This window comes from Prosthecobacter sp., from assembly GCF_044226605.1.
In the GTDB taxonomy this organism is placed as follows: Bacteria; Verrucomicrobiota; Verrucomicrobiia; order Verrucomicrobiales; family Verrucomicrobiaceae; genus Prosthecobacter.
Genome location: NZ_JBGAGS010000014.1, coordinates 178747 through 201094 on the forward strand (window position 1 = coordinate 178747; position 22348 = coordinate 201094).

Consider the following 22348-nt stretch of genomic DNA (forward strand, 5'->3'; position numbering starts at 1 on the left):
AGCGGCAGGTTCCGTGACAAAAGAACCTTTTTTGGTGAATATAAAACCGCTTTATAGACTCAATATGAATTCTTTATTCTGGTATGTTATGCTTTTTCGATAAAACGATTCCGAGGCCTTTTCCGCCCCTAGTGGAGTTGCTGGAGGTAGAGAGAGAGTGAGATGCCTTGCTCCAAAATCATGCCGCGGGTGCTTTTCGCGAGACCAGGCTTTTCCAGCGTAGCAAGGATGAGATCAACCAGAGAAGCGGCTTTGCGGGTGGCGGCGTGGTCGTCGCTCATGCTGCTGATCAGGGTGCTGCAAGCGGACTTGAGCTGATCGACCTCCTCCGAGGTGAGATCCTGGTACTCGCTGGCAAAGACCTTCACATCGATCGTTCTCAGTGCTGCTAGGGCGGCCTCCTTCTGCATGGCGAGTTTAGTTTGAGCGGGGGATTTTTAAGACCAAGGTTTTAATCGGAGATGACAAAGTATTCATCATACGCTCTCATGCTTAATACCTTTACAGCGTAAAGAAATGACCTAATGCGCGGAAGTGGCGATCTCCCAGAGCGTCGATAGGCATCGAGGCGGGTTCGAATGCGGCTTCCATCCGGCCTCTCTCAGCAGCAGCAGTGGCAGCGGAAGTCACCAGCGCTTTCCGGGGCCAACGGATGCTTTGTCATGAGATGGATGAAGCGCTGAAACAGAACCATCGGCGCAACGAGGCGTCACATTCGGGCGGGGACGTTGAGGCCGCTCAATGCCCCTATGGCGGTCCCACAGCGGAGCACACCGGCAGCAGGTGCGGCGGCAGAAAACCGACGTCGGCGCAAGGCGGATTCCCTGCCACCGGCCCTCAATGTTCAGATGAACGATTCTGTAAATCGATACATCCGCTTTTTGCTCGATCTTTTCGCAAATTTTTTAGCCGCTGACCTAGGCCGTCTGCTGCGAATTCAGGGTGTTAGGAGATAAAGACCCCATGAAAACCTATAAAGTGTTTCTCAATATCGGCGGCGCGTCCTTTATCCCGGCGGATCGCTGGGAAAAGGATGGCGACTGGTTCAAGTTTTATCGAGACGGCTCGATGATCGCGGAATTTGCCGCGCCCTGGGTGCAAAAGATCGAGGAGCGGGACTTCCCCAATGAGCCTGGAGAGGCGGCCAAGTGAGTGCAGACGGCGGGAGAAAGGCTCGCAAAGTAGTTCAAAACGAGCGGTCCGCCCCTCCCCCAAGCCTCATGGTAGGACGAGGTAACTGCCTTCGATGGCTTGCTTCTTGTACTTCTGCCCGTTGTACATGTATTCGACGGTGAGCATGTTGCGCCCCTGTTCCTGAACGACGACTTGGGCCACACCCGCTGTGGTGGTGCCATCTGTGACGGCGACAGCGGCTCCGGTGGCGACAGTGGAGTTGCCTTGGTCCAAAGCAGCATCGCTGAGCTGGTCCGTGACGAGGATGGAGACGGGGGCATTGATCACTCCACTGGGGACCAGCTTGCCAAGGCGGTTTTTCACGTTTCTGGCGGCTTCATTGGGCAGGGAGTAGCGAGCACTGATCAGCTGAATGGTGCCGGGAATGAATCCTCCTGCGACGGCGGGGGCGGCACCGGGTGGCACGGCTCCGGGTGGGACGGCCCCCGGAGGGACGGCACCGGGAGGAACCGCTCCGGGCATGGGCACAGGGGGAGCCTCCACGACGGCGACGCGACGGGCATTGAGCACCTCCATGGCCTGCGAGAGCAGGCTGGAGCGCCCTGTGGGGGTGACGACGGCACCATTGAAAGTGCCGCCGTTGGGATTGGCCTGGCACCAGTCGCGGGTGGCAATGGCCTGCTTGAGGGTGGCGAGGGACTGGCCGGTGAGGTCCATGAGCTGAAGGGCCTCCCGTTCCTGACGCTGCAGCATGGCCGCTTGAGCGTTTCCTGCTTTCCGCTGCTGCTCGGCCTGTGCCTCGGCGGCGGGGTCGGCCTGACCGTACTTCGTGCGCACATCCGGCGGCAGATTGGAAAGCGTGATGGTGGCAAAGCCATCCGAATGCATGATGCGGATCTCGGTGGGCGAGACCTTCATCACCTTGACCTGCGTGAAGGTCTTGCCATCCAAGGTATTGAGCTGGGGATAGACATCAGCAGCTTTGACCGCCAGTGTGCAGGAAAACAACGACACCACCGCAAGAATTGTTCGCATAGTGCGCCACTGCACCACAGGCGCTGTCTTTCGTCAAGACGGCATTGGCGAATAGAGAAAACACGTCAATAGCTCTTGAGGCGAACAAGCCAGGAGTTGCGGTTTACGCAATCTTCCAGGCCTCTCTCATCGGTCGCAGCAGCATCTGGTTGGCGGCGTCGTCATTTTCGAAACGCTCGGCCTTGGGGTCAAACTTGAGAGGGCGGCCGAGAGCGGCGGAGATGGCGCCGATGTGGCAGGTGGTGGCGGCGCGCTGGGCGATCTCGGCCGTGGCGGCGGTGCAGCCGCGGGAATAGACGGCGTCGATGAAGTTGCGGTGGTGATTCTTGGACTCGTAGAGCTTCACGTCGCTGTCCTTGAGCTTGGCGCGGAGAATGTCGTCGTTGCTCGCTTTGAGGACCTCCGACTCAGTGTAGATCCAGCCCTCGCTGCCCATAAAGCGGGTGCCCCATTTCGTCTTGTCGTCGGTGCTGGTCATGACGACGCGCAAGCCGTTGGCGTAGTGGTATTCGATGCGGAAGCTCTCGGCGGCGTCGTAGATCCCCTTGTCACGCCGTTTGACCTCGGTGGCGCTGACTTCGGTGGGAGTGGTTTCGTCCATGCCAGCACCCCATTGGGCCACGTCCAGAAAGTGCGCGCCCCAGTCGGTGATGTAGCCGGGGGCGTATTCCTCTATCCAGCGGAAGTTAAAATGGCAGCGCGCCGCCGTGTAGGGCTTTTCCGCTGCAGGGCCCAGCCACATGGCGTAGTCCAGGTGGGCAGGCACGGGCTCGGTGGCCTCCAGCCCGGTGTGGCCGCCGCGAATGGCAAATTTCCCCGGCACGCCGATTTCAATCTCTTTGAGCTGGCCGATGTAGCCATTGCGCACCCGCTCGCAGGCCATGCGCACCTTCAGGCCGGAGCGCCGCCAGGTGCCGCACTGCAGCACGCGCTTGTTTTCCTCCACCGCACGGCAGATGGCACGGCCTTCCACGATGCTGGCACCGAGGGGCTTTTCTGAATACAGGTCCTTCCCGGCCTTGGCGGCGGCGATGGCCACATTCGAGTGCCAGTGGTCGGGCGTGGCGTTCATCACTGCATCGATATCTTTGCGGGCCAGCACTTCGCGGAAGTCTTTGAAGACCGCGGTCTCGGGCAGTCCCGCCAGCTTGGCGGCAGCGGAGGCGTGCTGGGAATCCACGTCGCAGATGGCGACGATCTGCACGCGCTCGTCGGCCATAAGGGCACGCAGATTGCTCGTGCCCTGACCACCCACGCCGATGCAGGCGAGCTGTACTTTCTCATTCGGAGAGACCGCTCCCGCGCGCCCCAATGTGGCGGCGGAGACGATGAAGGGGACGGCGGTGCTGAGAAATTGACGACGAGTGGGAGAAGCAGGCGTGGGCATGGGAAAGAAACGCCGCTTGTTTCCGATATTCATCATTCCTCCTATCCCGCCTTATTCATGGAACCTTCTCCCCTACCCCGCCGTCGTGACTTTCTGCAAACCACCGGCCTGGGCCTGATGGGCTGGCCGCTGCTGTCGTCGGTGCTCGGCACTGCGGAGAGTGTTCTGGCACAAACGGCGGCTCCTACGACCAAAGCGGGAGCCGGTGCGGCTGCCGCCCCCCTGCCCGCCCTGAACCGTTTTCCGCGCATGTTGCAGGACTGGCTGGTGGCGGAGGTGCGTGCGGCGGAGGCGCGTGGGAATGCCAGACGCGAAGCTTTGAAGACCAAGGCGGATGCCGAGGCCTATGTGAAGTCCGCGCAGGAGCGCATCCGCGAATGCTTTGGTCCGCTGCCGGAAAAGACGCCGCTCAACGCGCAGGTGACGAAGACCCTGGAGCGCGACGGCTACCGCATCGAGAACGTGGTTTTTGAGAGCAGGCCTGGCTACAAGGTCACCGGAAATCTCTACCTGCCGACGAAGGGCAAAGGCAAGGTGCCGGGTGTCATCGGCGTGTGCGGGCACTCGCTCAATGGCAAGGCGGCCGAGGCTTACCAAAGCTTTGCGCAGGGTCTGGCCCGCCAGGGGCAGGCCTGCTTCCTGGTCGATCCCGTGGGCCAGGGTGAGCGCTTTCAATATCTGAATGAAAAGCTTGGCTCACGCCTCGGCGGCGGCACCTCGGAGCACAACCAGATGGGCGTGCCGCAGGCGCTGGTGGGCGAATTTCTCGGGACTTGGTTTGTGTGGGATGCGATGCGTGCGCTGGACTACCTGATCACGCGTCCGGAGATCGACACGAAGCACCTCGGCATCACCGGGAACTCCGGCGGCGGCACGCAGACCACTTGGCTGTGCGGCATGGAGCCGCGCTTCACGATGGCTGCACCGTCTTGCTTTGTGACCACCTTCCGCCGCGATGCTGAAAACGAACTGCCGCAGGACATGGAGCAGTGCCCGCCGCGTGTGCTGGCGCAGGACCTGGACCACTGCGATTTCCTCGCCGCCATGGCTCCGAAGCCGGTGATCATCCTCGCGCAGGAGAAGGACTTTTTTGACAATCGCGGCTCCACAGAAAGCTACGAGCGGCTGAAGAAACTCTACACGCTGCTCGGCAGGCCGGAGAACATCCAGCTGCACATCGGGCCGGATCCGCACGGTTACACACAGTCCAATCGCGAGGCCATGTACCAGTTCTTTGGCAAGGCCACCGGCATTCCCGCCGTGGCTGCCGAGCCTGCGCTCACCATCGAGAAAGACGAGGAGCTGCTCTGCACGCCGAAGGGGCAGGTGGCGGAGGAGGGATCGCGCACACTCATGACTTTTACCAAGGAGAGAGCAGAAGCGCTGGCCGCCAGGCGCAAGCCGCTCACTGGCGATGCATTGCGAAAAGCCGTGCGTCAGGTGCTGCGGCTGCCCGCGGTTGCAGACACCGCACCGGACTATCGCATCCTGCGCAGCGCCGGTCAGCGCAAGTATCCCGCCAAGGGCTATTGCACCTACGCGGTGGAGACGGAGCCGCTGATCCACGCGCTGGTCACACGCCTGAGCGATGAGGCGCTGACCTCCCGCCTGCCTCGTGGGCAAAGCAAGGCGGTGCTCTACATCTCCCACCGCTCCGCCGATGCCGAACTGCGCAGCGATCCCTTCGTGCAGGAGCTTATCGCCGCCTCGCCCGACGCCGCAGTCTTCGCCTGCGATGTGCGCGGCATGGGCGACTCGCAGCCGGATACCTGCGGCGCGAATCAGTTCCTCGGCCGCTATGGCAGCCACTACTTTTATGCAGCTTTCAGCCAGATGCTCGACCGCCCGCTGCCGGGGCAGCGTGCCTTTGATGTGCTGCGCGTGTTGCAGCTTCTGGCGGATGCGGGGCACACGGAGATTCATCTGGCTGCTCAGGGCTGGGGTGCGCTGCCCGCCGCCTTTGCCGCCGTGCTCAGTCCGCAGGTGAAGCAGGTCACGCTCAAGCATGCGCTCAGCTCCTTCCATGAGCTGGCTGTCCATGAAGATCAGCAGTGGCCCGCCGCCGTGATGGTGCCGCAGGTGCTGCAGCATTTTGACCTGCCGGAGTGCTATGCGGCGCTCAAGGCCCAGAACCTGCAGCTCATCGAGCCGTGGGGCGCTGCAGATGGCATGAAATGAGATTTTTCCACACACGCCCGACATGCAATCCTCCCTCAAGATCAAGCTCTCCCTCTTCATGTTTCTCCAGTACTTCATCTGGAGCTGCTGGTACATGACGCTGGGCAGCTACCTCGGCACGCTGAACTTCAGCGGCACGGAGATCGGCGCGTCGTATGGTGCCTTCGCCTGGGGCGCCATCCTCTCGCCCTTCATCGTGGGCTTGATCGCCGACCGCTTCTTTGCCTCGGAGAAAATCATCGCCGTGCTCGGCATCGCGGGCGGGCTGGTGATGTTTTACATTCCGCAGCTGAGGACGTTTGGCAGCGTGTACCCCACGCTCATCGTGTACTGCACGCTGTATGCGCCCACACTGGCGCTGGGCAACTCCATTTCCATGACGCATCTGGCAGACGCGAAGAAGGATTTTCCTTTCGTGAAAATCTTCTCCGCCGTGGGTTGGATCGCCGGAGGTGTGGTGCTCAGCCAGTTGAAGGGCGAGCAGTCCGCGCTGCAATACTATCTGGCAGGCGGCACCTCGCTGGTGTTTGGCCTGTTTGCCCTGACGCTGCCGCACACGCCTCCGAGGAAGAAGGGGCAGAATGTGCCGCTGGGCGAAGTCCTCGGCCTCGATGCGCTGGCGTTGCTGAAGAAGCCCACCTTTGCCATCTTCATCTTGTGCATGTTTCTCATCTGCATCCCGCTTTACTTCTACTTTGTAAACATGGGCAGCTACCTGACGCAGCTAAAGTGGGAGGACATGGCGCAGAAGATGACGCTGGCGCAGGTCTCGGATATTCTCTTCCTCATCCTGCTGCCGCTGATGCTGAAAAAGCTCGGCTACAAAAAGACGATCTTCATCGGCATCCTCTCCTGGGCCGCGCGCTACTTCATGCTCAGCTCCAGCGCTTCCGGCACGGACACTGGCACGCTGCTCATCTACGGAGCCATCCTGCTGCATGGCGTGTGCTATGATTTCCTCTTCATCGCCGGACAGCTTTACGTCGATAGCGAAGCCAACGAACGCATTCGCGGAGCCGCGCAGGGACTCATCGCCATCATCCTTTGGGGCTTCGGCTCCCTGGTGGGCACCTACCTCGCCGGCTACTTCATGGATCAGCACAAACTGGCCGAGCCCAAAGGCGGCATCGCCCACGACTGGTCCGCCATCTGGGCCACGCCTGCCTGGATCGCCGTGGGGGTGCTGGTGGTGTTTGTGGTCTTTTTCCGTGAGCCGCGGAAGGTTTCTGAAAGGTGAGCTTATGGTGCGCGGCATAGCCGCTTGCCCATGATGGCGAGATTCGAACTCACGGCCTCTTGCTCCCAAAGCAAGCGTTCTACTCAGATTGCTCCCGCACATCTCACGGCCCCGACACCTTCAAGCGCATCATGCGCAAGCCATTGCCGCTGGAGGGCACCACGTCGCCGATCTGCACCGTGTCCGGGCTGGTCCCGGGATCGACGATGTGTGGAGTGCTGCCTCCGGCGGCGGTGTTCCATTGCCAGGCAGCAGTGCCCTGCTTGGTGGCCACGGTGGTCCAGTTCACCAGATCGGACGTGGCCTGGACGGTGTAGGTGACATCGCTGGCGGAGGGATTGGGCAAGGTGAACCTGATGGAGAGCCGGTCGCTGAGCAGCGGATGCCCGGAGCCTTGCACGATGGCCGGCAGCACGGAGGAAGGCGCAGCCACCAGCGGGCTGCGACCGAGCGCATACTTCAGGAGGTTGGGGATGCCATCGCCGGTATAGGAAGCTGTGTCGGCGAATTTGCCGGAGAGGATGTTGGTGCCGAAGTGGGTGAACCTCCAGGATGTGAAATCTGGCATGCCTCGCGTGAAGGTGAATGTGCTCACTGTGCCATTTCCCATATTGGTCACAAAGAGGCTGCCGTAGCTGTCGAAGGCCAGGGAGCGGGGATTGTTGAGACCCGTAAGCGTGGCGGTGGGGGTGATGGCTCCGGGTGCGAACCTGCTCACGGTGTTGTTCCAATAGTTCGTCACATAGAGATTGCCTGCGCTGTCAAAGGCCATGTCGGCGGGGCCGTTGAGGCCATACAGCGTGGCGGCGGGTGTGGTGGCCCCTGGAGCAAACCGGCACACCGTGCCGTCGTTGTTGTTGGCCACGAAGAGATTGCCCGCGCCGTCAAAGGCCATGGCGGCGGGAGCGTTAAGGCCGGTTAGAGTGGCGGAGGGCGTGGTGGCTCCCGGTGCGAACAGGCTCACCGTGCTGCCAAAGGTGTTGGCCGCCAAGAGATTGCCGTTGCTGTCAAAGGTGATGCAGAAAGGCCCGTTGAGGCCGGTCAGCGTGGCAGAGGGCGTTGTGGCCCCAGGCACAAACTTGCTCACCGTGCCGTCTCCAACATTGCTCACGAAGAGATTGCCGGCGCTGTCAAAGGCCATGGAGAAAGGCGCGTTGAGGCCGGTCAGCGTGGCGGTGGGGGTGGTGGCCCCGGGCGCAAATTTGCTGATCGTGTTGGCAGCGTTGCCATTGATCACAAAGAGATTGCCGGAACCGTCAAAGACAAGAACCTGCGGCGAGCTGAGACCGGTGAGCGTGGCGGAAGGCGTGCTGGCCCCGGGCGCAAACATGCTCACGGTATTGCCATTGAGGTTGGCCACAAAGAGATTGCCCGCGCTGTCAAATGCCAGGTCCACCGGGGCGCTGAAACCGGTGAGCATGCCCGCCGTGTAGTCCTGCAAAACGGTGGCCACCTGCACCGTGGCGGCCGGGATGCCATTGACAGAGACTGTGGCCTGCAAAGCCCCGTTCGTGGCAGGAAGCGTGGTGAAGGTCACCTTCAGCGTGGTGGGTGTCGCTGCAGTCACGACCCCGACGGCACCGTTATTGAAGACCACCGTGTTGTTGCCAGGTGTCACGGCATCGAAACCGCTGCCTGTGATGACGAGCGTGGTGGCATCGCCAAGCTGAGCCGCGCTGCTGCTGGTAACGGTGGGCGGCGTGACATAGGTGAAAAGCGTGTTTGCGGCATTGCTGCCTGCGGCGTTGGTGACGGACACGCTGGTCCCGGCTTGCGCGGCATGCGGTCCTGTGGTGACGACGAGCGCGGTGTCCGTGCTGCTGGCGACCGCCGCCGCTGCGCCGCCGATGCTCACGCCGGTGGCGGTGGACAGATTGTGCCCGCTGATGGTCACGCTCGTGCCTCCTGCCGTGCTGCCTTTGCCGGGGCTGACGCTGTAAATGATCGGCAGCGCTGTGAGGACATACTCGGTCACCGTATTGCCTCCGGCATTGGCCACGAAGAGGCAGCCATAACCGTCGAAGGCCAGGGCGTAAGGCCCGAGGAGGCCGCTGAGCGTGGCGGCTGGCGTGGAAGCTCCTGGCAAAAACTTGCTGACCGTGCTGCCACCGCCGTTTGCCACGAAGAGATTGCCGCTGTTGTCGAATGCCAGAGCCCGAGGTGCGACGAGGCCGGTAAGCGTGGCGGAGGCCGTGGTCTCTCCAGGGGCGAGCCTGCTCACGGTGTTGCTGCCGTTGTTGGTCACAAAGAGAGTGCCGCCGCTGTCACAAGCCAGGGCGTAGGGCCCGTTGAAGCCGGTGAGCGTGGCGGAAGCAGTGGTGGCGCCCGGTGCGAACTTGCTCACCGTGTTGGCCGTGAGGTTGGCCACGAAGAGATTGCCAGTGCTGTCAAAGGCCAGGGCCGTGGGAGCGGTAAGACCGGTGAGTGTGGCCGTCGCCGTGGTGGCTCCAGGCGCAAACTTGCTCACGGTATTGCCCACGTAGTTGGCCACATAGAGATTGCCGGAGCTGTCGAGCGCTAGGGCGGCTGGCGAACTCAGGCCGGTGAGCACCGCCGCAGGAGTGGCGGAGCCTGGGGCATACTTGGTCACGGTGTTGGCCGAGTTGTTGGAGACGTAGAGGTTGCCCGCGTTGTCAAAGATCAGGGCATTGGGCGAGCTGCAGCCAGTGAGGTAGGGCGTGGCCGTGGTGGATCCCGGCGCATACTTGTTCACGGTGTTGTCCCAGGTGCTGGCCACATAGAGGGCGCCTGAGCTGTCGAGGGCGATGGCGGTGGTGTTTCGGAGACCGGTAAAGGAAGTCACGCTGTAGTCCGGCACCAGCGTGGCCACCTGAACGGCCGCACCTGCGGAGACCGTGTTGACTGAAACGGTGGCCAGCAACGCTCCAGCCGTGCTGGGCGGAGTGTTGGGCGGCGTGGTGAGCGTCACCGTCAGCGAGGTGGCCGTGGCCGTGGTCACGGTCCCGACCGCACCGTTGTCAAAGACCACCGTGTTGTTGCCCGGCTTGGTGGCATCGAAGCCGGTGCCTGTGATGGTAAGCGTGGTGGCGTCGTTGAACAGATTCGCGGTGCTGGTGTTGACCGTGGGAGGGACGGCGTAGGTGAACAGGGTGTTGCCCGCATTGGTGCCGGCAGGAGTGGTGACGAGCACGCTGGCACCTGCCTGCGCGGCATGCGCCCCGGTTGTGACGACGAGGGTGGTGTCTGTATTGCTGGTGATGGATGCCGCCGTGCCGCCGATGGTCACGGAGGTGGCTCCGGTGAGATTGACGCCGGCAATGGTCACGCTGGTGCCTCCTGCGATGCTGCCGTGGCTGGGAGTGATGCCGGAGACGATCGGCAGCGTGGTAAAGACGAATTTGCTCACCACATTCGCAGTATAGTTGGCCACAAAAAGGGTGCCAGAGCTGTCAACAGCCAGGGACGTAGGATAGCTGAGGCCCGTGAGCGTGGCGGTGGGTGTGGTGGCTCCCGGGGCAAACAGGCTCACGGTGTTGGCGTCGCGATTCGCCACAAAGAGATTGCCGGAGCTGTCGGCGACCAGTGCCGAAGGCCACGTGAGTCCGGTGAGCGTGGCTGAAGGCGTGGTGGCTCCGGGTGCAAACTTGCTCACCGTGTTTGAGGTGGTGTTTGCTACGAAGAGATTGCCAGAGCCGTCAAAAGCGAGGGCACGTGGTCCGCTGAGGCCGGTGAGCGTGGCTGAAGGCGTGGTGGCTCCCGACGCAAACTTGCTCACCGTGTTGGCGGCAAAGTTTGTCACGAAGAGGTTGCCCGCGCTGTCAAAGGCCAGGGCCTGCGGGGTGCTCAGCCCCGTGAGCGTCGCCGTCGCCGTGGTGGCTCCCGGTGCAAACTTGCTCACCGTGTTGGCGGCAGAGTTGACCACAAAGAGGTTGTCGGAGCCGTCAAATGCCAGCGCTGCAGGGCCGCTGAGTCCCGTCAGGGTGGCGGCTGGGGTGGTGCCTCCCGGCTCAAACTTGGTCACAGTGCTGCCGGAGAAGTTGGCCACAAAGATGTTGCCCGAGCTGTCAAAAGCCAGCGCGCGAGGATCGCTGGTGCCGACGAGCACGGCGGCCACGGTGGTACCTCCCGGCGCAAACTTGCGCACCGCCGTGTCGCCAGCATTCGTCACAAAGAGATTGCCGGAACCGTCAAAGGCCAGCGCATAGGGCATGGTGAGACCGCCCAGCGCCGTGACCGAGTAGCCCGGCACCACCGTGGCGACCTGCACGGCAGAGGAGACGGCCGCGACTCCATTCACCGTGACAGTGGCCAGCAGAGGCCCGGTGGCGATGGGAGCCGTGGAAAACGTTACCGTCAGCGTGGTGGCAGTGGCCGCTGTGACGGCTCCCACAGTGCCATTGTTAAAGCTCACCGTGTTATGACCGGGAACTGTGGCATCGAAACCAGTGCCGGTAATGGTCAGGGTCGTGGCATCGCTCAGCAGATTGGCGGTGCTGCTGGCGATTGTCGCCGGTGCCGCGTAGGTAAAAAAGGTGTTCGCGGCATTCGTTCCGCCGGGTGTGGTGACCAGCACGCTGGCGCCAGCCTGCGGTGCATGAGCACCGGTCGTGACCACAAGCGTGGTGCCGGTGTTTGTGCCAAGGACTGCAGCCGTCCCGCCGATCGTCACTCCAGTGGCTCCAGCCAAGCTGACCCCTGTGATGGTCACGCTGGTGCCGCCTGCGGTGCTGCCCGTGCCGGGGCTGACGCCAAGAACGACCGGGGCGGCGGAGAGGATGAACTCGCTGACCGTCGTGTCACCGAAGTTGGCCGCAAAGAGGTGGCCGGCACTGTCAAAGGCAAGGGCGCGGGGCTGATTGAGGCCGCTGAGAGTCGCGGAGGGCGCCGAGTCGCCAGGCGCAAACTTGCTCACTGTGCTGCCGCCATTGGCTACATAGAGATTGCCGGCACTGTCAAAAACCATGGCGTAAGGATGAAAGACCCCGGTCAAAGTAGCAGAAGGCCTGTAGGCCCCCGGCGCATACCTGTCCACCGTATCGTTTCCATTGCTCACGGTGCTGCCATTGTTGGCCACGTAGAGGTTGCCGGAACTGTCAAAGGCCAGGGCATACGGGTAGGCAAAGCTGTTGAGATTGGAGAGTATGTCCGAAACTGTGGTGGCTCCCGGTGCGAACTTGCTGATCGTACTGTTAAAATAATTGGCCACGAAAAGATTGCCGGACTTGTCAAACGCCAGGGCGACGGGCCCATTGAGGCCGGTGAGCGTGGCTGTGGCCGTGGTGGCCCCGGGGGCAAACTTGCTCACGGTGCCGCCGGAGTTGTTGGCCACATAGAGATTGCCGGAACTGTCGAAGGCCAGGGCCTGCGGTGCGCTGAGGCCGGTGAGGGTGGCTGTTGCTGTGGTAGCTCCCGGCGCGAATTTGCTCACGGTGTTGTTACCGGAGTTGGCCACAAAGAGGTTGCCGGAGCCGTCAAAGGCCAGTGCAAAAGGCTGATTGAGACCGGTAAGGGTGGCGGAGGCTGTGGTGGCTCCGGGCGCAAACTTGCTCACTGTTCCGGACCCGAGGTTTGCCACAAAAAGATTGCCTGAGCTGTCAAAGGCCAGAGCCTGTGGCGAGTTGAGACCAGTAAGCGTGATGGCAGGTGCGATGTCCGCCTTCGCCGACTGGGCAAGCAAGCCCAGCAGGAGTACCGTCAGCAGCAGATGACGCAGGACTGGTAAGGCTGCACCGGAGTCCGCGCAGCTGTGGCGTGTGGGCGGACGCGTGGAGAGGAGGGGGAACGGAAAGTTCATGGGGTGGCACAAGAATCGGATAAGCTGTTACTTAGGCGACTCGCTTATTTGGAAACCCCAGCGATGCGCGGGACCCGTCAAAAAAGCAATGTCACCTAGGGTAGAGCCATTGCCGCGTCAATTGCCGGTTGGTGGCTTTTTCTTCAAAGAAAAACGAGTGGCGAAGCAGGGGCGTGGGGGCATCGAAGGAACCCCTCGGGATCGTCCGCAATTTGATGTCGGACGACGTTAACCGTGGTCGGGCTGGCGAGATTCGAACTCACGACCTCTTGCACCCCATGAAGGAGGGTTAGGGGTGGTTTGCGAAGGGGAATGGGGGTAGGTGTGCTAATGGGAATGTGCTTGTGGGAAAATGAGAACGCCCCGGCGGGATGGCCGGGGCGCTTGGGGGGATTGAGATGGGGTGGAGTTATTTTTTGGCGGAGGATTTTTTCGTGGGGGTTTTGGCGGGGGCTTTGGGTGGTTCTTTGGATTGTGGCTTGTGGTAGTGGTAGTTGCCGTCTTTGTCTTTGTGGCCGCCGTTTTTGTCGAGTCCGCCGGGATGGGCTTGTAGGGTGATGGTGGAGAAGGTGAGGACGAGGATGAGGAGAGTGTGGGACTTCATAGCGGGGCGATGCTATGGAATTCTCCTTAGATCGTCAATGGTAAAATCAAGCGAACTTAAGAGCGAACGCTAGGCTATTGTTCCAGCGATTCACCAAACCATTCCACATTTCTGCCCGCTTGCCTACAGGGGGAGCGACGCGGCGCTCATAGATCTCACGTGCAGAGCGGAGGAAGCCGAGGAACTCTTTCACGTTCGTGACCTGGCTCAGATAACCGAGCGTTATCGGCCCCACATGGCCATCCACTTTCACGTCGGCGTGAGCATGTCCGAGAGCGATCTGCAGGATCTGCGATGCCCCGCCGAGGCCGCGATTAAAGCAGCAATCGCGGAGGTAGATCTCGATGGCTGGGATCTTTGACCAGGACTGCACCCCATCCGTGTTTCCGAGGATGTAATCGGCCGCATCGATTTCCACTTGCGCCTGCTGGCCTAGTTGCACCAGGTTGCGCAGATGCGGGGCCATCTGGGGGTCGTAGCGATCATTGATGCCGGCTACTTCATAGGTGCCACCACCATCCGACGCAGGCAGTGGATAAACGCGGATGCGGCCTTTACTATCCCGCCTGGCTTCAGCGTTCACTACCCATTTCCCGTATGCGATTTGATATTCTGGACGGCCGGACTTCATGACATTCAAAAGGTGTCAAAGAAAACGCCCCGGCTCCTTTGGGGAACCGGGGCGCTGTGAATACTGCCTTAGCTTTTGGGGCGCGCTTCACGGCACGTTCTGTCTCATTATGTGTGGGGTAAACTTTACTTCCCGCTGGTGACTTCGATGGCGGCGGGTGGATTGGTTGGGACGGCGAGGGTGCCGACGTCGCGGATGGTGGCGGCTTCATCCGGGGTGAGGATGCCGCGTGTGGTGCCGAGGGTGAGGAGCTTGTCGGCGATGGCGAGCTCTCTTTGGCGTTTGAGGGCTTCGGCGGGTGTTTGTGGATCGGCGCAGCTGGCGAGGGTAAAGAGGCTGAAAAGAGCGAGCGTGAATGGCATGGCCTTCATGGTGCCGGAGACTCCGGCGTCTTTGGCGAGGTAGCTCAAAAAGGCGATCAACGCGGGAATGATCCAGAGCTTCCAGTCGGAAAGGTTGCCGCCGTTGTTTTGATAAAGAGCAACGGAGGAAACGGCGGCGAGGAGTGCGCCTGCGATGGTGGTGCGGTAGTTTTTCATGACAGTGCTTCGCGGGTGTCAATTCTATTTCAGTCGTCGGAAGGTGGACTCTTGATCGCTGTGGCCACCTTCCCTGGGAGCTTTCCCATCTGGGAGGCGACTCCATGGAGGCGGGATTTTACTTCATCCATGTTGGCATGGAGGACGGCGATTTCGGAGTCGTGGCGGAAGTTGGTGTTGGTGACCCACACGGCCCAGCTGACGCCGAGGAAGAAGCTGGGAACGGAAAGGGAGAGGGCAAACTTGGCAAACGGATCCCAAAGTCCGGAGAAGCGGACCACGTCTTTATCGTTGCCGTCTTTGATGCTCATGGGGCAGTAATCAAGGGTTGATCGTCACGGTGCCATCAGCATGCGCTGTGAAGGCGAGCGGCGGGGTGCAGTCGGCATCGCTGATAAAATCGGCGCGTGTTTTGCCGACCATGCGAGCGCAGCGATCGATGTGATCGAGGTTTTCAGATGCGAAGGCAAAGACGAGTGTGGCTTTCGTGCCGAGTTCGGAGAGGATGGCGGCGGGAGTCACGCCAGGGCGGGGATTGCGCCAGAGGGTTTCAAAGCAGATGCGGTGGACGGCGACGCGGTGTGCGATCTCGTTATTCACGGCATCGACGATGCTTTGTGCGGCAAGCTGCACCGTGGAGGGTTGCGGCTTGGGCGAGTCGATGAGCTGCGCCTGCAGGCTGACAGTGAAAAGGGTGACGATGAGGATGATGGCTTTCATGCGGTGAATGCGATTAGTGAACGATCCAGCTGGCGCCGTCGCTGATGACGAGCGCCCGGCTTGTGCCGCTTCCCACAACGGAGTTTCCCCAGGCGGGCGTGTTGGCGTCTGTGACGATGATGGCTGCGTCCTGGCAGTCTGCGGCGGAAGGGAGTTCCGCGACTGTGCAATGCGGGAAGCGAACGGGTTTTGCGAAATCGGTGGTGGTGGCTCCAAGGGTGACGATCGGGACACCTCCACGAACAATTTTTACGTCGCGAGCCGTGCCACCGCTGAGTCCGACATCGGAACCGATGCGGAGGATGTTGCTTTCGGTTTTCCAGTCGAGGACGGCGGCTTCCCAGTTGCTGGAACTGGTGTAGGTGTTGGCAACGCGCCAGCGGCATGCGGTGGTTGAAGTCTGAAACATGATAGCGCCAAGGGCGCTGTCTGAGTAAAAGCGCCCGCCTTGCGTGCCAGAGGCGGCGGAGATGCCGAGCCCGGCGTCTTCAGCGATAATGTCACGATTGACCTTGAATGAGGCGGAGCCGTCTGTCCTTATGGAGATGTCGCCATAAAATCCATGGATCACCCCGAGGCTTCCTCCGGCATCTGTGGAGGTCCATGCAATTCCGTTGCTTGTCTGAGTGACAAGCGTGGCGCTGATGGCTGTCTGGAGATTGGCGAGGGTGGGTGTGCCGAGCCAGGTGGCGATGCCGGTGCCGGGAGTGAGCTTTGTGGCTTTGCTTCCATCGCTGGTGAGGATGTCGCCTGCGCTTGCTCCACTGGTGGCGGTGGTGCCGATGGTGATGCCTGAGCTGATGGTCGTGGGCGCCCACGCGCTGCCGTTCCATGCGATTGCCTGCCCGCTGGTGGCTCCGCCCTGGGCGATGTAAGAGAGTCCGATGGCTGTGCCGTGCCAGGTGCCGGTGCTGATGGTTCCGAGGGTTGTGAGGCTGGTGCTTCCGATCCAGGTGGAGAGGGCGGTGTTTTCGACGCTGCCGAGACTGAGCAAGGTTTTGATGGCGGCGTAATCGGCAGCGCCCAGAACGCTTTGGACGTTGGCTGAAGGTGTGATGCTGGCATAGGTGGTGAGGTCTGCATCGTAGGGCTGAACGTTCACGCCGAGGGCGACTCCGAGTGCGGAGCGCATGCTGGAGAAGGTGCCGGCATTGAGGAAGGTTTGAACGTTGCTTGACGGGGTGATGCTGGACCAGGTGGTGAGATCGCTGTCATAAGCCTGGACGTTGGTGTTGATCACCAGTCCGAGAAGTGATCGCATCGCGGTGTAATTGGCGGCGGCCATCAAACTCTGGACGTCGGCGGATGGAGTGATGCCGGCGTAGGTGGTGAGGTTGTCGTTTTTCGGCTGATACGTGAGTGCGGCGGCGGCGGTGGAGAGCTTGGCGTCGAGTGCTGTTTGCAGATCTGTTTGAGAGGAAAGCGTTCCGGTGATGCTGCCCCAGACTCCGCCGGTGAGGGTGATGGCGGCGGGAATGCCGCCGCTTTGGCCGATGACCTGGCCATCGGTTAGCGTGACGCCGAAAGGCTGGAAGCCGGTGCTGGTGCGTTTGCGGATTTCGTATTGGCCGATGCTTTGGGCCAGGGCGAAGGACTGCAGGAGGAGGAGGGCGGTGAGGAAGCGGAGCATGGAAGGGGCGGTGAAAGGTGGGTGCGTTAAACCGTGGGAGCGGCGCCGGTGTTGAGGCCGAGGTTGTAGACGTTGCCGGCGGTGTCGACGATCTCGAGGAAGCCGAGCGATGTGATGCGGACCTGGAAGGGCGCGAAGTCGGGCTCGGTGGAGCTGTCCTGCAGGTAGCCGTTTTGAATGGTGACGGGGATGACGACGCGCTCGGTGACGCCGTCAATGATCCAGGCGATGACGAGTTTGGCTTCGACGCTTTCAGCGTTGCCGAGGAGTGTGATGAGGGAGGCGCGGTTGAGCGAGGCCCATTCGAAGATGTAATAATCTGCTCCGGTGTCTGTGGGAGCGGTGAGGAGGGCGAGGACGTTGGTGGTATCGTTCACGTCCACCAATGCGGCGCGGAAGGTGGGAGTGCCGTCGAGAAGGGCGGCAGCGGCGGGGGTTTCAAAGAAGGAGACTTTCAGCCGAAGATGCGTCTGCCCGACGGGTGTGATGAGGGGCGGCGAGGAGTCGGTGAGAGATCTGCATGCCTGATTTTTGAGCGTGTTGACAAAGAAGGCGAATTCCACGCGGGAGCGCGTGTGTCAAAAGCGCGGGATGATCAATGCTTGCGCCAGACTTTGAAGTTTTGCTTGTAGGTGTAGGTGCCGGAACTGGTATCCACCCAGGGATACGTGGTGGCGGTGGTGGAGAGCTGGACGGGCGTTCCTTGTGTGGTGGTGATGACGCCGCCGGTGCGAGTGACGACTTGGAAGCCGAGCATCACGGGCCAGAAGTTGGTGTTGTCGCGGATCTTGAAGCTGAGTCCGGTGGTGTGGTCGCAGGTGGCCTGGCTTCCTCCGCAGGGCTTGCCGCTGCTGTAGTCGAGCCGGGCGTCCTGTTCGGTGAGTGTGGTGGGTGCTTTGTCGAAGGCTCCGGGGCCGAAGGTGGCTTCGATGTAGATGTCCCGCGTCTGCGGGACGGCGACGGTGGCGGGACTGGCGTTGACGTTTGGCTTGGGATTGCTCATGGCGCGTTATGCGCTGATCCAGGCGCGATAGACGGCGGTGCTGGTGGCGGTGCCGTCGTCTTTGACGTCCATGTCGAAGTTCCAAAACGTGGTCTGTGTGACGATGGCTCCGGCCTGCCAGGTGAAGAGGAGGAAGTAGCGATCGGTGCCGCTGCTGGTTTTGGTGGTGCTTTCTGCGGTGATGACGCGGCTGCTGACGCTGGAGCCGGTGACATAGCCGGAGGCATCGATGGTGAGGGAGAAGGTGACTTTGAGATAGACGTAAACGAGGGCGGAGGAACTGACCGTGAGCTGCGGTGGTGTGCCGGCGGCGATGGATGTGCCGCCGATGGTGGGATACCCTCCGGCGGCGGAACTGGCGCTGATGGTGAGATGCGTGGCGTCGACTTTGGTGGGCGTCCAGTTGTGGGTATTGACGACGGCGGGTGTGGTAGTGCTGGGAACGATCTTGGCCTGAATGCCGCCGTTGGAGTCGGTGCGGAGGCTTTCGGCGCCGTCGATTTGAAGCTGGTAGCCGATCTGTCGAAACAGGGTCTGAAGCAGAGGCGTGAGGATGGACCACTTGACGAGCTGCTTGGTGCCCGGTGGCTTCTGGATGCGGAGGCGGCGTTGTGATTCGGCGCTCTGGGAAAGGGGCATGGCTGTCGGTTTTTAAAGTATCACCTTCGAAGCAAGATCATTTTGCAACTTCGCCCGTCCCATCGCATTCGCGACAAGGGCGTTCATAAGGACCGCTTTGAATTTCCACCTGCCCGGTGCCGAAGCATGTGCCGCAACGCTTTGTAGGTGACGACTTTGATTGAAGGCGTTGGATGCGGTCAATTTCAGCAACAATAAGTGCTCCTGCTTTGGTGAGATTGCGAACTGCGTCAGGGCTTATTTTTAACCATTCCGGTTCCCATGGCCAAAAACGCATTAGCCTTTCATCTATCATTTGGGTCCATGTTTCGTTGAGATCGTTTCCAGAAGAAAGATAAGAAGACGCGAGCGCATATATGGCCGCAGCATTTCCCATTTGGCCGCAATCATGACCATCATCATGTTCGGGTGTCCACCCTTCCTCTTTAATTTGGCGTTGGCGTTCCTCTTTAATGAGTTCAACCCCTGTTTTCATAATTTGATTTTCAGTTTAGATGATTGCTTCACTCGGCGGGCGGTGCGGGCTCGGCGGGGCGGAGGGTGTCTTCGGCTTCGTAGGGGACGAAGAAGGTGAGATCGAAGATGACGGTTTCGCCGTCGGCGGCGATGGTGATGGATTTGGGATTGCAGCCGCCGGGGGTGTTGTAGGGCCAGACGGCGAGCCAGGCGGCGTGAAGTTCGGAACTGATGCTGCAGGCGGCGAGGACGGTTTGCGGCGGGACGTCTGGGATGGTGATGCCGACGCGGACTTTGAGGGGCTTTGTCTGCAGGATGTGCGGTTCTTTGAGCACGGGTTCTCCGAGGGCGGAGAGGAGATGTCCGCAGAATTGGGTGAGGCCGAGCTTGAGTGCGGTGGGAGTCATGGAGGATGCGGCTTTCTTTATTTGAGGCTGATGGGCCAGATGTAGCGGGAGACGCGTTTTTTGATGTGGACGCTGATCTGGGAGTTGAGGGTTTCGACGTGGTCTTCTCCGAGGCGGCTCCAGCCGTTGGGCCAGTTGTAAATGATGGTGGTGTCATCCCCGAAGATGAAGACGCTGCGGATGAGGGGTGCGTTGGGCGGATCTCCGACTTCGGAGTTGGAGCCGGGGATGGTGTCGGTGGCGAGGGTGTTGGTGGTGAGGTAGGTGTCTGTGCAGACGATTTCGGGCATCTGCACGTTGCTGTTGAGCTCGGTGGTCCAGCCGTCGGGGAAGTCCCAGGCAATCGGAGCGCTGCTGGACATCTGCACGCCGGCGCTGGTGACGATGCGATGGAAGGGACGGTCGAACTGTTTGCCGCTGTAGGTGACTTCGACGTTTTTCCAGGCGGTGTAGTTGTCGCTGGTGCTGACGGCGGTGACATACATCGCGGGCCAGAGCGGATGAACGGTGCCGGGGCAGAAGCGGGCGTCGATGACGTAGCCTGCGGTGATGTTGGTGACGGGATCGACGGCGGTGCCGCCGAGGGTGGTGGCGATCTGGTAGTTGTCGGCGGTGCGATTGATGACGTAGTAGACGGTGGGAAGGACGGTGATGGATCCGCCTGCGATGCCGCTGCCGCCGGTCAATGATGGGAAGCAGATGCGGAGGCCGTCGCTGAAGTTGTTGCCGGGATGGTTGATGAGCTTGGTGGATGCGGTGCCGGTGATGGCGGCGGGCTCGGCATTCCAGGAGATGTATTTTTCGGTGAACTGATCGAAGCCGATGCCGACGGTGCGGGTGCTGCTGCGTCCGATGAATTTGGTGGGCGTCTTTCCGCGTGCGTCGCCGATCCACTTGCAGGCGAAGGTGTAGGAGCCGGGGACCGTCGCGCCGTCGACTTCAAACTCGGGGACTTCCTGCGTTGGCGTGGCGACGTCGAGGATGAGGCCGGGATATTTGGGATGGGGCCTGCCTTCGGTGAGGGTGGCATTGTCGAGATAGTCGGAGTGCCAGGAGTCGTCGAGTTCGTCGACGTCGGTGCGGTTGAAGCTGAAGCGCGGGGCGGGATCGCTGAGCTGGAAGGTGCCGCGTTGTCCGGTGATGATGCAGGTGGCGAAGACGGGGGCGGACATGGTGTGAAATTATTTAAGCAAATCAGCAATATCATTGAGGATTTTGATCACCTGACCCAATTCATCCACGAATCCACTTTGGACTGCTGCCGCATCTTTATTATTGACCGCTTCTGAGGCTCTCCATGCAATAGAGCCTGGATCACTTCCCCCCATCCAGCGGCCGCGGCGGTCTGCGCGTCCACGCCCAGAAAGGCTATCATCAAACTCTGGAACAAGTCCGCCAGGCTTCACCCCAGGAGGTGGTTTTTCCCCAGGACGAAGTTCACGTTTGCGTTGGTTCCGATAAAATTGATCAAGCCCATGGTCGGTCTTGTTGGGATCAGCTCCGGGCATGTAATGCCGGTTTTTGACTCCGCCGATGTGAGCTGCTTTCCCTGATCTGCGACGCTCAATTTTATCCTCAAGGTCTGCAGCTTTACGAGCGCTCTTGCGGGATTGCTCAATACTCCAGCGTGTAGCTTCGTGGATTTTTCGAGCTTGAGCTTCAATGCGAATTTCGCGTTCTAGATTGTCCGCGTGTTTGTCTTGGCCTGCAGCACGGCGGCGCAGAACTTCCAATTCAGAAGCAAATAGTTCACGCTCGTAATTTCGTTTTTTCGACTGCTCCGCCACTTTTCTGGCTTCATCTGCGGCATTTTTAGAGGCGGCTTCTTTTTCTTTTTTATCTTCTTTGACGAGCCTGCTGATTTCTTTTTGGATCTCTAGCCGTTTGGTCTCGGCTTCGATCTTGGAAAGTTCATCGTTTTTATCTGGCTGGATGTCAGCCATTTCCTGCCTCAAAGCAGCGATCTTTTCTTCCCGCGTCATTTCCTCCATCGAGGATTCTTTTTTGGCTTCAGCCAGACGCTCCTGAGCATTCTCGATTTTTTTGGCTTTGGCCTGCGCAGCGGCTTCGGCTTTCTTGGCGGCGGCTTCGTCTTTTTTGTTTTGTTCCTGCTGGGCTTTGGCGAAGTCTTTGTTGTAGGCGTTGTCCTGGAGTTCTTTGCGGACGTTGCGGGGGAGCGGGAGGTTCTGGATCTTGGCGTATTCGCGGGCGAGATCGAGCTCGCGCTGGAGGTAGTCGGCCTTGTCTTCTTCGTTGTTGGCGCGTGCGACTTCGATGGCGAGCTCTTTCTGGGAGAGATCGAGCATGTTGTTCGCCATGGTGACGCGCTGGGTGCCGAGCTTGTTGAGCATGTCGGCGGCGAGCTGGATGCGCTCTTCGACTCCGGGGCCGCCGAAGATGTCGGCGATGTTGGCGCCGATGGCGAGTCCGCTGAGGTTCTGGAGTTCGTCGGTCCAGTGCTTGGTGGCGGCATCGATCTTGATGATGCCGCCTTCCATTTCGGGTAGGGTGCCGGCGGCGATCTGGGCGAGTTCGGCGTCGAGCTTGGCGGCTTCGGATTTGGCGTTGTTGAAGGCTTCGCTGGCCTTCTGCCCCATGGTGAAAAATGCGGCGCCGATGGCGATGACGCCGCCTGCGATGGCTCCGCCGGTGCCGAAGGAGGAGAGCATCTGGGAGCCTTGCTGGCCGATGACGGTGGCGTAGCTGGCTCCCATCTGGAGCTGGACGGCGATGTCCTGCGCCTGCATGGCGACTTGGCCGAGGTTTCGGGATCCGCCGCCGGAGCCACCGCCTGCGGCTTTGCGATTGAGATCGGAGTGGGCGGCGCCGACTTCGTTGGCGGCTTGCTTGGAGCGTTCTTTCCAGCGCTGAATGTCTGCTTCAGAGCGTGCGAGGGCGGCCTGGTAGCCTGCGATGTCGAGCTGGAGTTTGGCGACGAGGGAGGCGGACATGATGGGGCGGGGCTAGCGGAGGAGGGATGTCAAAAGGGAAGG

20 protein-coding genes and 1 tRNA gene are annotated in these 22348 nt (G+C 60.8%); 3 read left to right on the forward strand and 18 right to left on the reverse strand.

Annotation, left to right across the window (positions count from 1 at the left end; translation table 11 throughout):
* Positions 1-128 precede the first annotated feature (128 nt).
* On the reverse strand, positions 129-410 hold the full coding sequence (locus ACILSO_RS20285) for a hypothetical protein (protein ID WP_395739273.1): 282 nt from the start codon (positions 408-410) through the stop codon (positions 129-131).
* A 553-nt stretch (positions 411-963) separates the two neighbouring features.
* Here ACILSO_RS20285 and ACILSO_RS20290 point away from each other — a divergent pair.
* Entirely contained in the window at positions 964-1152 is a 189-nt protein-coding gene (locus ACILSO_RS20290) for a hypothetical protein (protein ID WP_395739274.1), read from the forward strand.
* 66 nt (positions 1153-1218) lie between these two features.
* Here ACILSO_RS20290 and ACILSO_RS20295 read toward each other — a convergent pair whose 3' ends face one another.
* On the reverse strand, positions 1219-2169 hold the full coding sequence (locus ACILSO_RS20295) for a hypothetical protein (RefSeq protein ID WP_395739275.1): 951 nt from the start codon (positions 2167-2169) through the stop codon (positions 1219-1221).
* A gap of 103 nt (positions 2170-2272) precedes the next feature.
* Positions 2273-3556, reverse strand: a complete 1284-nt coding sequence (locus ACILSO_RS20300) for a Gfo/Idh/MocA family protein (protein WP_395739276.1) — start codon at positions 3554-3556, stop codon at positions 2273-2275.
* A gap of 57 nt (positions 3557-3613) precedes the next feature.
* On the opposite strand from ACILSO_RS20300, the gene ACILSO_RS20305 reads away from it, so the two are divergent.
* Together ACILSO_RS20305 and ACILSO_RS20310 are read left to right on the forward strand one after the other, a co-directional pair.
* Positions 3614-5734, forward strand: coding sequence for an acetylxylan esterase (locus ACILSO_RS20305; protein ID WP_395739277.1), 2121 nt, complete (start codon positions 3614-3616; stop codon positions 5732-5734).
* Positions 5735-5756: 22 nt separating this feature from the next.
* Complete coding sequence (locus ACILSO_RS20310) at positions 5757-6971, forward strand: MFS transporter (protein WP_395739278.1); 1215 nt, start codon at positions 5757-5759, stop codon at positions 6969-6971.
* A gap of 27 nt (positions 6972-6998) precedes the next feature.
* Here the strand turns inward: ACILSO_RS20310 and ACILSO_RS20315 are convergent.
* The 15 genes from ACILSO_RS20315 to ACILSO_RS20385 all read right to left on the reverse strand — a co-directional run bounded on the left by ACILSO_RS20315 (position 6999) and on the right by ACILSO_RS20385 (position 22024).
* A tRNA-Ser gene (locus ACILSO_RS20315) sits at positions 6999-7080 on the reverse strand.
* A complete protein-coding gene (locus tag ACILSO_RS20320; protein WP_395739279.1) occupies positions 7075-12726 on the reverse strand; it encodes an IPT/TIG domain-containing protein in 5652 nt (1883 codons plus the stop codon). Before ACILSO_RS20320 ends, ACILSO_RS20315 begins: the two co-directional genes overlap by 6 nt.
* A 409-nt stretch (positions 12727-13135) precedes the next feature.
* Entirely contained in the window at positions 13136-13330 is a 195-nt protein-coding gene (locus ACILSO_RS20325) for a YHYH domain-containing protein (protein ID WP_395739280.1), read from the reverse strand.
* Positions 13331-13376: 46 nt separating this feature from the next.
* On the reverse strand, positions 13377-13961 hold the full coding sequence (locus tag ACILSO_RS20330; protein ID WP_395739281.1) for a hypothetical protein: 585 nt from the start codon (positions 13959-13961) through the stop codon (positions 13377-13379).
* 125 nt (positions 13962-14086) lie between these two features.
* Positions 14087-14500, reverse strand: coding sequence for a hypothetical protein (locus ACILSO_RS20335; RefSeq protein ID WP_395739282.1), 414 nt, complete (start codon positions 14498-14500; stop codon positions 14087-14089).
* Positions 14501-14529: 29 nt separating this feature from the next.
* Entirely contained in the window at positions 14530-14811 is a 282-nt protein-coding gene (locus ACILSO_RS20340; protein WP_395739283.1) for a hypothetical protein, read from the reverse strand.
* A gap of 10 nt (positions 14812-14821) precedes the next feature.
* Positions 14822-15220 carry a hypothetical protein gene (locus ACILSO_RS20345; protein WP_395739284.1) on the reverse strand — a complete coding sequence of 133 codons (399 nt, stop codon included), beginning with the start codon at positions 15218-15220 and terminating at the stop codon, positions 14822-14824.
* Positions 15221-15233: 13 nt separating this feature from the next.
* Positions 15234-16850, reverse strand: a complete 1617-nt coding sequence (locus tag ACILSO_RS20350) for a hypothetical protein (protein WP_395739285.1) — start codon at positions 16848-16850, stop codon at positions 15234-15236.
* Positions 16851-16876: 26 nt separating this feature from the next.
* The gene (locus ACILSO_RS20355; protein WP_395739286.1) at positions 16877-17413 is read right to left on the reverse strand and encodes a hypothetical protein; all 537 of its coding nucleotides are present in this window, start codon (positions 17411-17413) and stop codon (positions 16877-16879) included.
* Positions 17414-17445: 32 nt separating this feature from the next.
* A complete protein-coding gene (locus tag ACILSO_RS20360) occupies positions 17446-17853 on the reverse strand; it encodes a hypothetical protein (RefSeq protein ID WP_395739287.1) in 408 nt (135 codons plus the stop codon).
* Positions 17854-17859: 6 nt separating this feature from the next.
* Positions 17860-18492: a hypothetical protein gene (locus tag ACILSO_RS20365; RefSeq protein ID WP_395739288.1), complete on the reverse strand. Its 633-nt coding sequence runs from the start codon at positions 18490-18492 to the stop codon at positions 17860-17862.
* A 37-nt stretch (positions 18493-18529) separates the two neighbouring features.
* The gene (locus tag ACILSO_RS20370; RefSeq protein WP_395739289.1) at positions 18530-18967 is read right to left on the reverse strand and encodes a hypothetical protein; all 438 of its coding nucleotides are present in this window, start codon (positions 18965-18967) and stop codon (positions 18530-18532) included.
* Positions 18968-18995: 28 nt separating this feature from the next.
* Entirely contained in the window at positions 18996-19355 is a 360-nt protein-coding gene (locus tag ACILSO_RS20375) for a hypothetical protein (protein WP_395739290.1), read from the reverse strand.
* A 17-nt stretch (positions 19356-19372) separates the two neighbouring features.
* Entirely contained in the window at positions 19373-20527 is a 1155-nt protein-coding gene (locus ACILSO_RS20380) for a hypothetical protein (protein WP_395739291.1), read from the reverse strand.
* Between the two features lie 9 nt (positions 20528-20536).
* On the reverse strand, positions 20537-22024 hold the full coding sequence (locus ACILSO_RS20385; RefSeq protein WP_395739292.1) for a hypothetical protein: 1488 nt from the start codon (positions 22022-22024) through the stop codon (positions 20537-20539).
* Between the last annotated feature and the right edge of the window lie 324 nt (positions 22025-22348).

Bases quoted from the DNA above. Each gene is read 5' to 3' on its own strand.
- ACILSO_RS20320 (WP_395739279.1), bottom strand. From the start codon at position 12,726: ATGAACTTTCCGTTCCCCCTCCTCTCCACGCGTCCGCCCACACGCCAC.
- ACILSO_RS20375 (WP_395739290.1), bottom strand. From the start codon at position 19,355: ATGACTCCCACCGCACTCAAGCTCGGCCTCACCCAATTCTGCGGACAT.
- ACILSO_RS20330 (WP_395739281.1), bottom strand. From the start codon at position 13,961: ATGAAGTCCGGCCGTCCAGAATATCAAATCGCATACGGGAAATGGGTA.
- ACILSO_RS20345 (WP_395739284.1), bottom strand. From the start codon at position 15,220: ATGAAAGCCATCATCCTCATCGTCACCCTTTTCACTGTCAGCCTGCAG.
- ACILSO_RS20325 (WP_395739280.1), bottom strand. From the start codon at position 13,330: ATGAAGTCCCACACTCTCCTCATCCTCGTCCTCACCTTCTCCACCATC.
- ACILSO_RS20300 (WP_395739276.1), bottom strand. From the start codon at position 3,556: ATGCCCACGCCTGCTTCTCCCACTCGTCGTCAATTTCTCAGCACCGCC.
- ACILSO_RS20360 (WP_395739287.1), bottom strand. From the start codon at position 17,853: ATGAGCAATCCCAAGCCAAACGTCAACGCCAGTCCCGCCACCGTCGCC.
- ACILSO_RS20365 (WP_395739288.1), bottom strand. From the start codon at position 18,492: ATGCCCCTTTCCCAGAGCGCCGAATCACAACGCCGCCTCCGCATCCAG.
- ACILSO_RS20305 (WP_395739277.1), top strand. From the start codon at position 3,614: ATGGAACCTTCTCCCCTACCCCGCCGTCGTGACTTTCTGCAAACCACC.
- ACILSO_RS20385 (WP_395739292.1), bottom strand. From the start codon at position 22,024: ATGCTCTCCTCCTTCGGCACCGGCGGAGCCATCGCAGGCGGCGTCATC.
- ACILSO_RS20340 (WP_395739283.1), bottom strand. From the start codon at position 14,811: ATGAGCATCAAAGACGGCAACGATAAAGACGTGGTCCGCTTCTCCGGA.
- ACILSO_RS20310 (WP_395739278.1), top strand. From the start codon at position 5,757: ATGCAATCCTCCCTCAAGATCAAGCTCTCCCTCTTCATGTTTCTCCAG.
- ACILSO_RS20290 (WP_395739274.1), top strand. From the start codon at position 964: ATGAAAACCTATAAAGTGTTTCTCAATATCGGCGGCGCGTCCTTTATC.
- ACILSO_RS20335 (WP_395739282.1), bottom strand. From the start codon at position 14,500: ATGAAAAACTACCGCACCACCATCGCAGGCGCACTCCTCGCCGCCGTT.
- ACILSO_RS20350 (WP_395739285.1), bottom strand. From the start codon at position 16,850: ATGCTCCGCTTCCTCACCGCCCTCCTCCTCCTGCAGTCCTTCGCCCTG.
- ACILSO_RS20380 (WP_395739291.1), bottom strand. From the start codon at position 20,527: ATGTCCGCCCCCGTCTTCGCCACCTGCATCATCACCGGACAACGCGGC.
- ACILSO_RS20285 (WP_395739273.1), bottom strand. From the start codon at position 410: ATGCAGAAGGAGGCCGCCCTAGCAGCACTGAGAACGATCGATGTGAAG.
- ACILSO_RS20370 (WP_395739289.1), bottom strand. From the start codon at position 18,967: ATGAAAACAGGGGTTGAACTCATTAAAGAGGAACGCCAACGCCAAATT.
- ACILSO_RS20295 (WP_395739275.1), bottom strand. From the start codon at position 2,169: ATGCGAACAATTCTTGCGGTGGTGTCGTTGTTTTCCTGCACACTGGCG.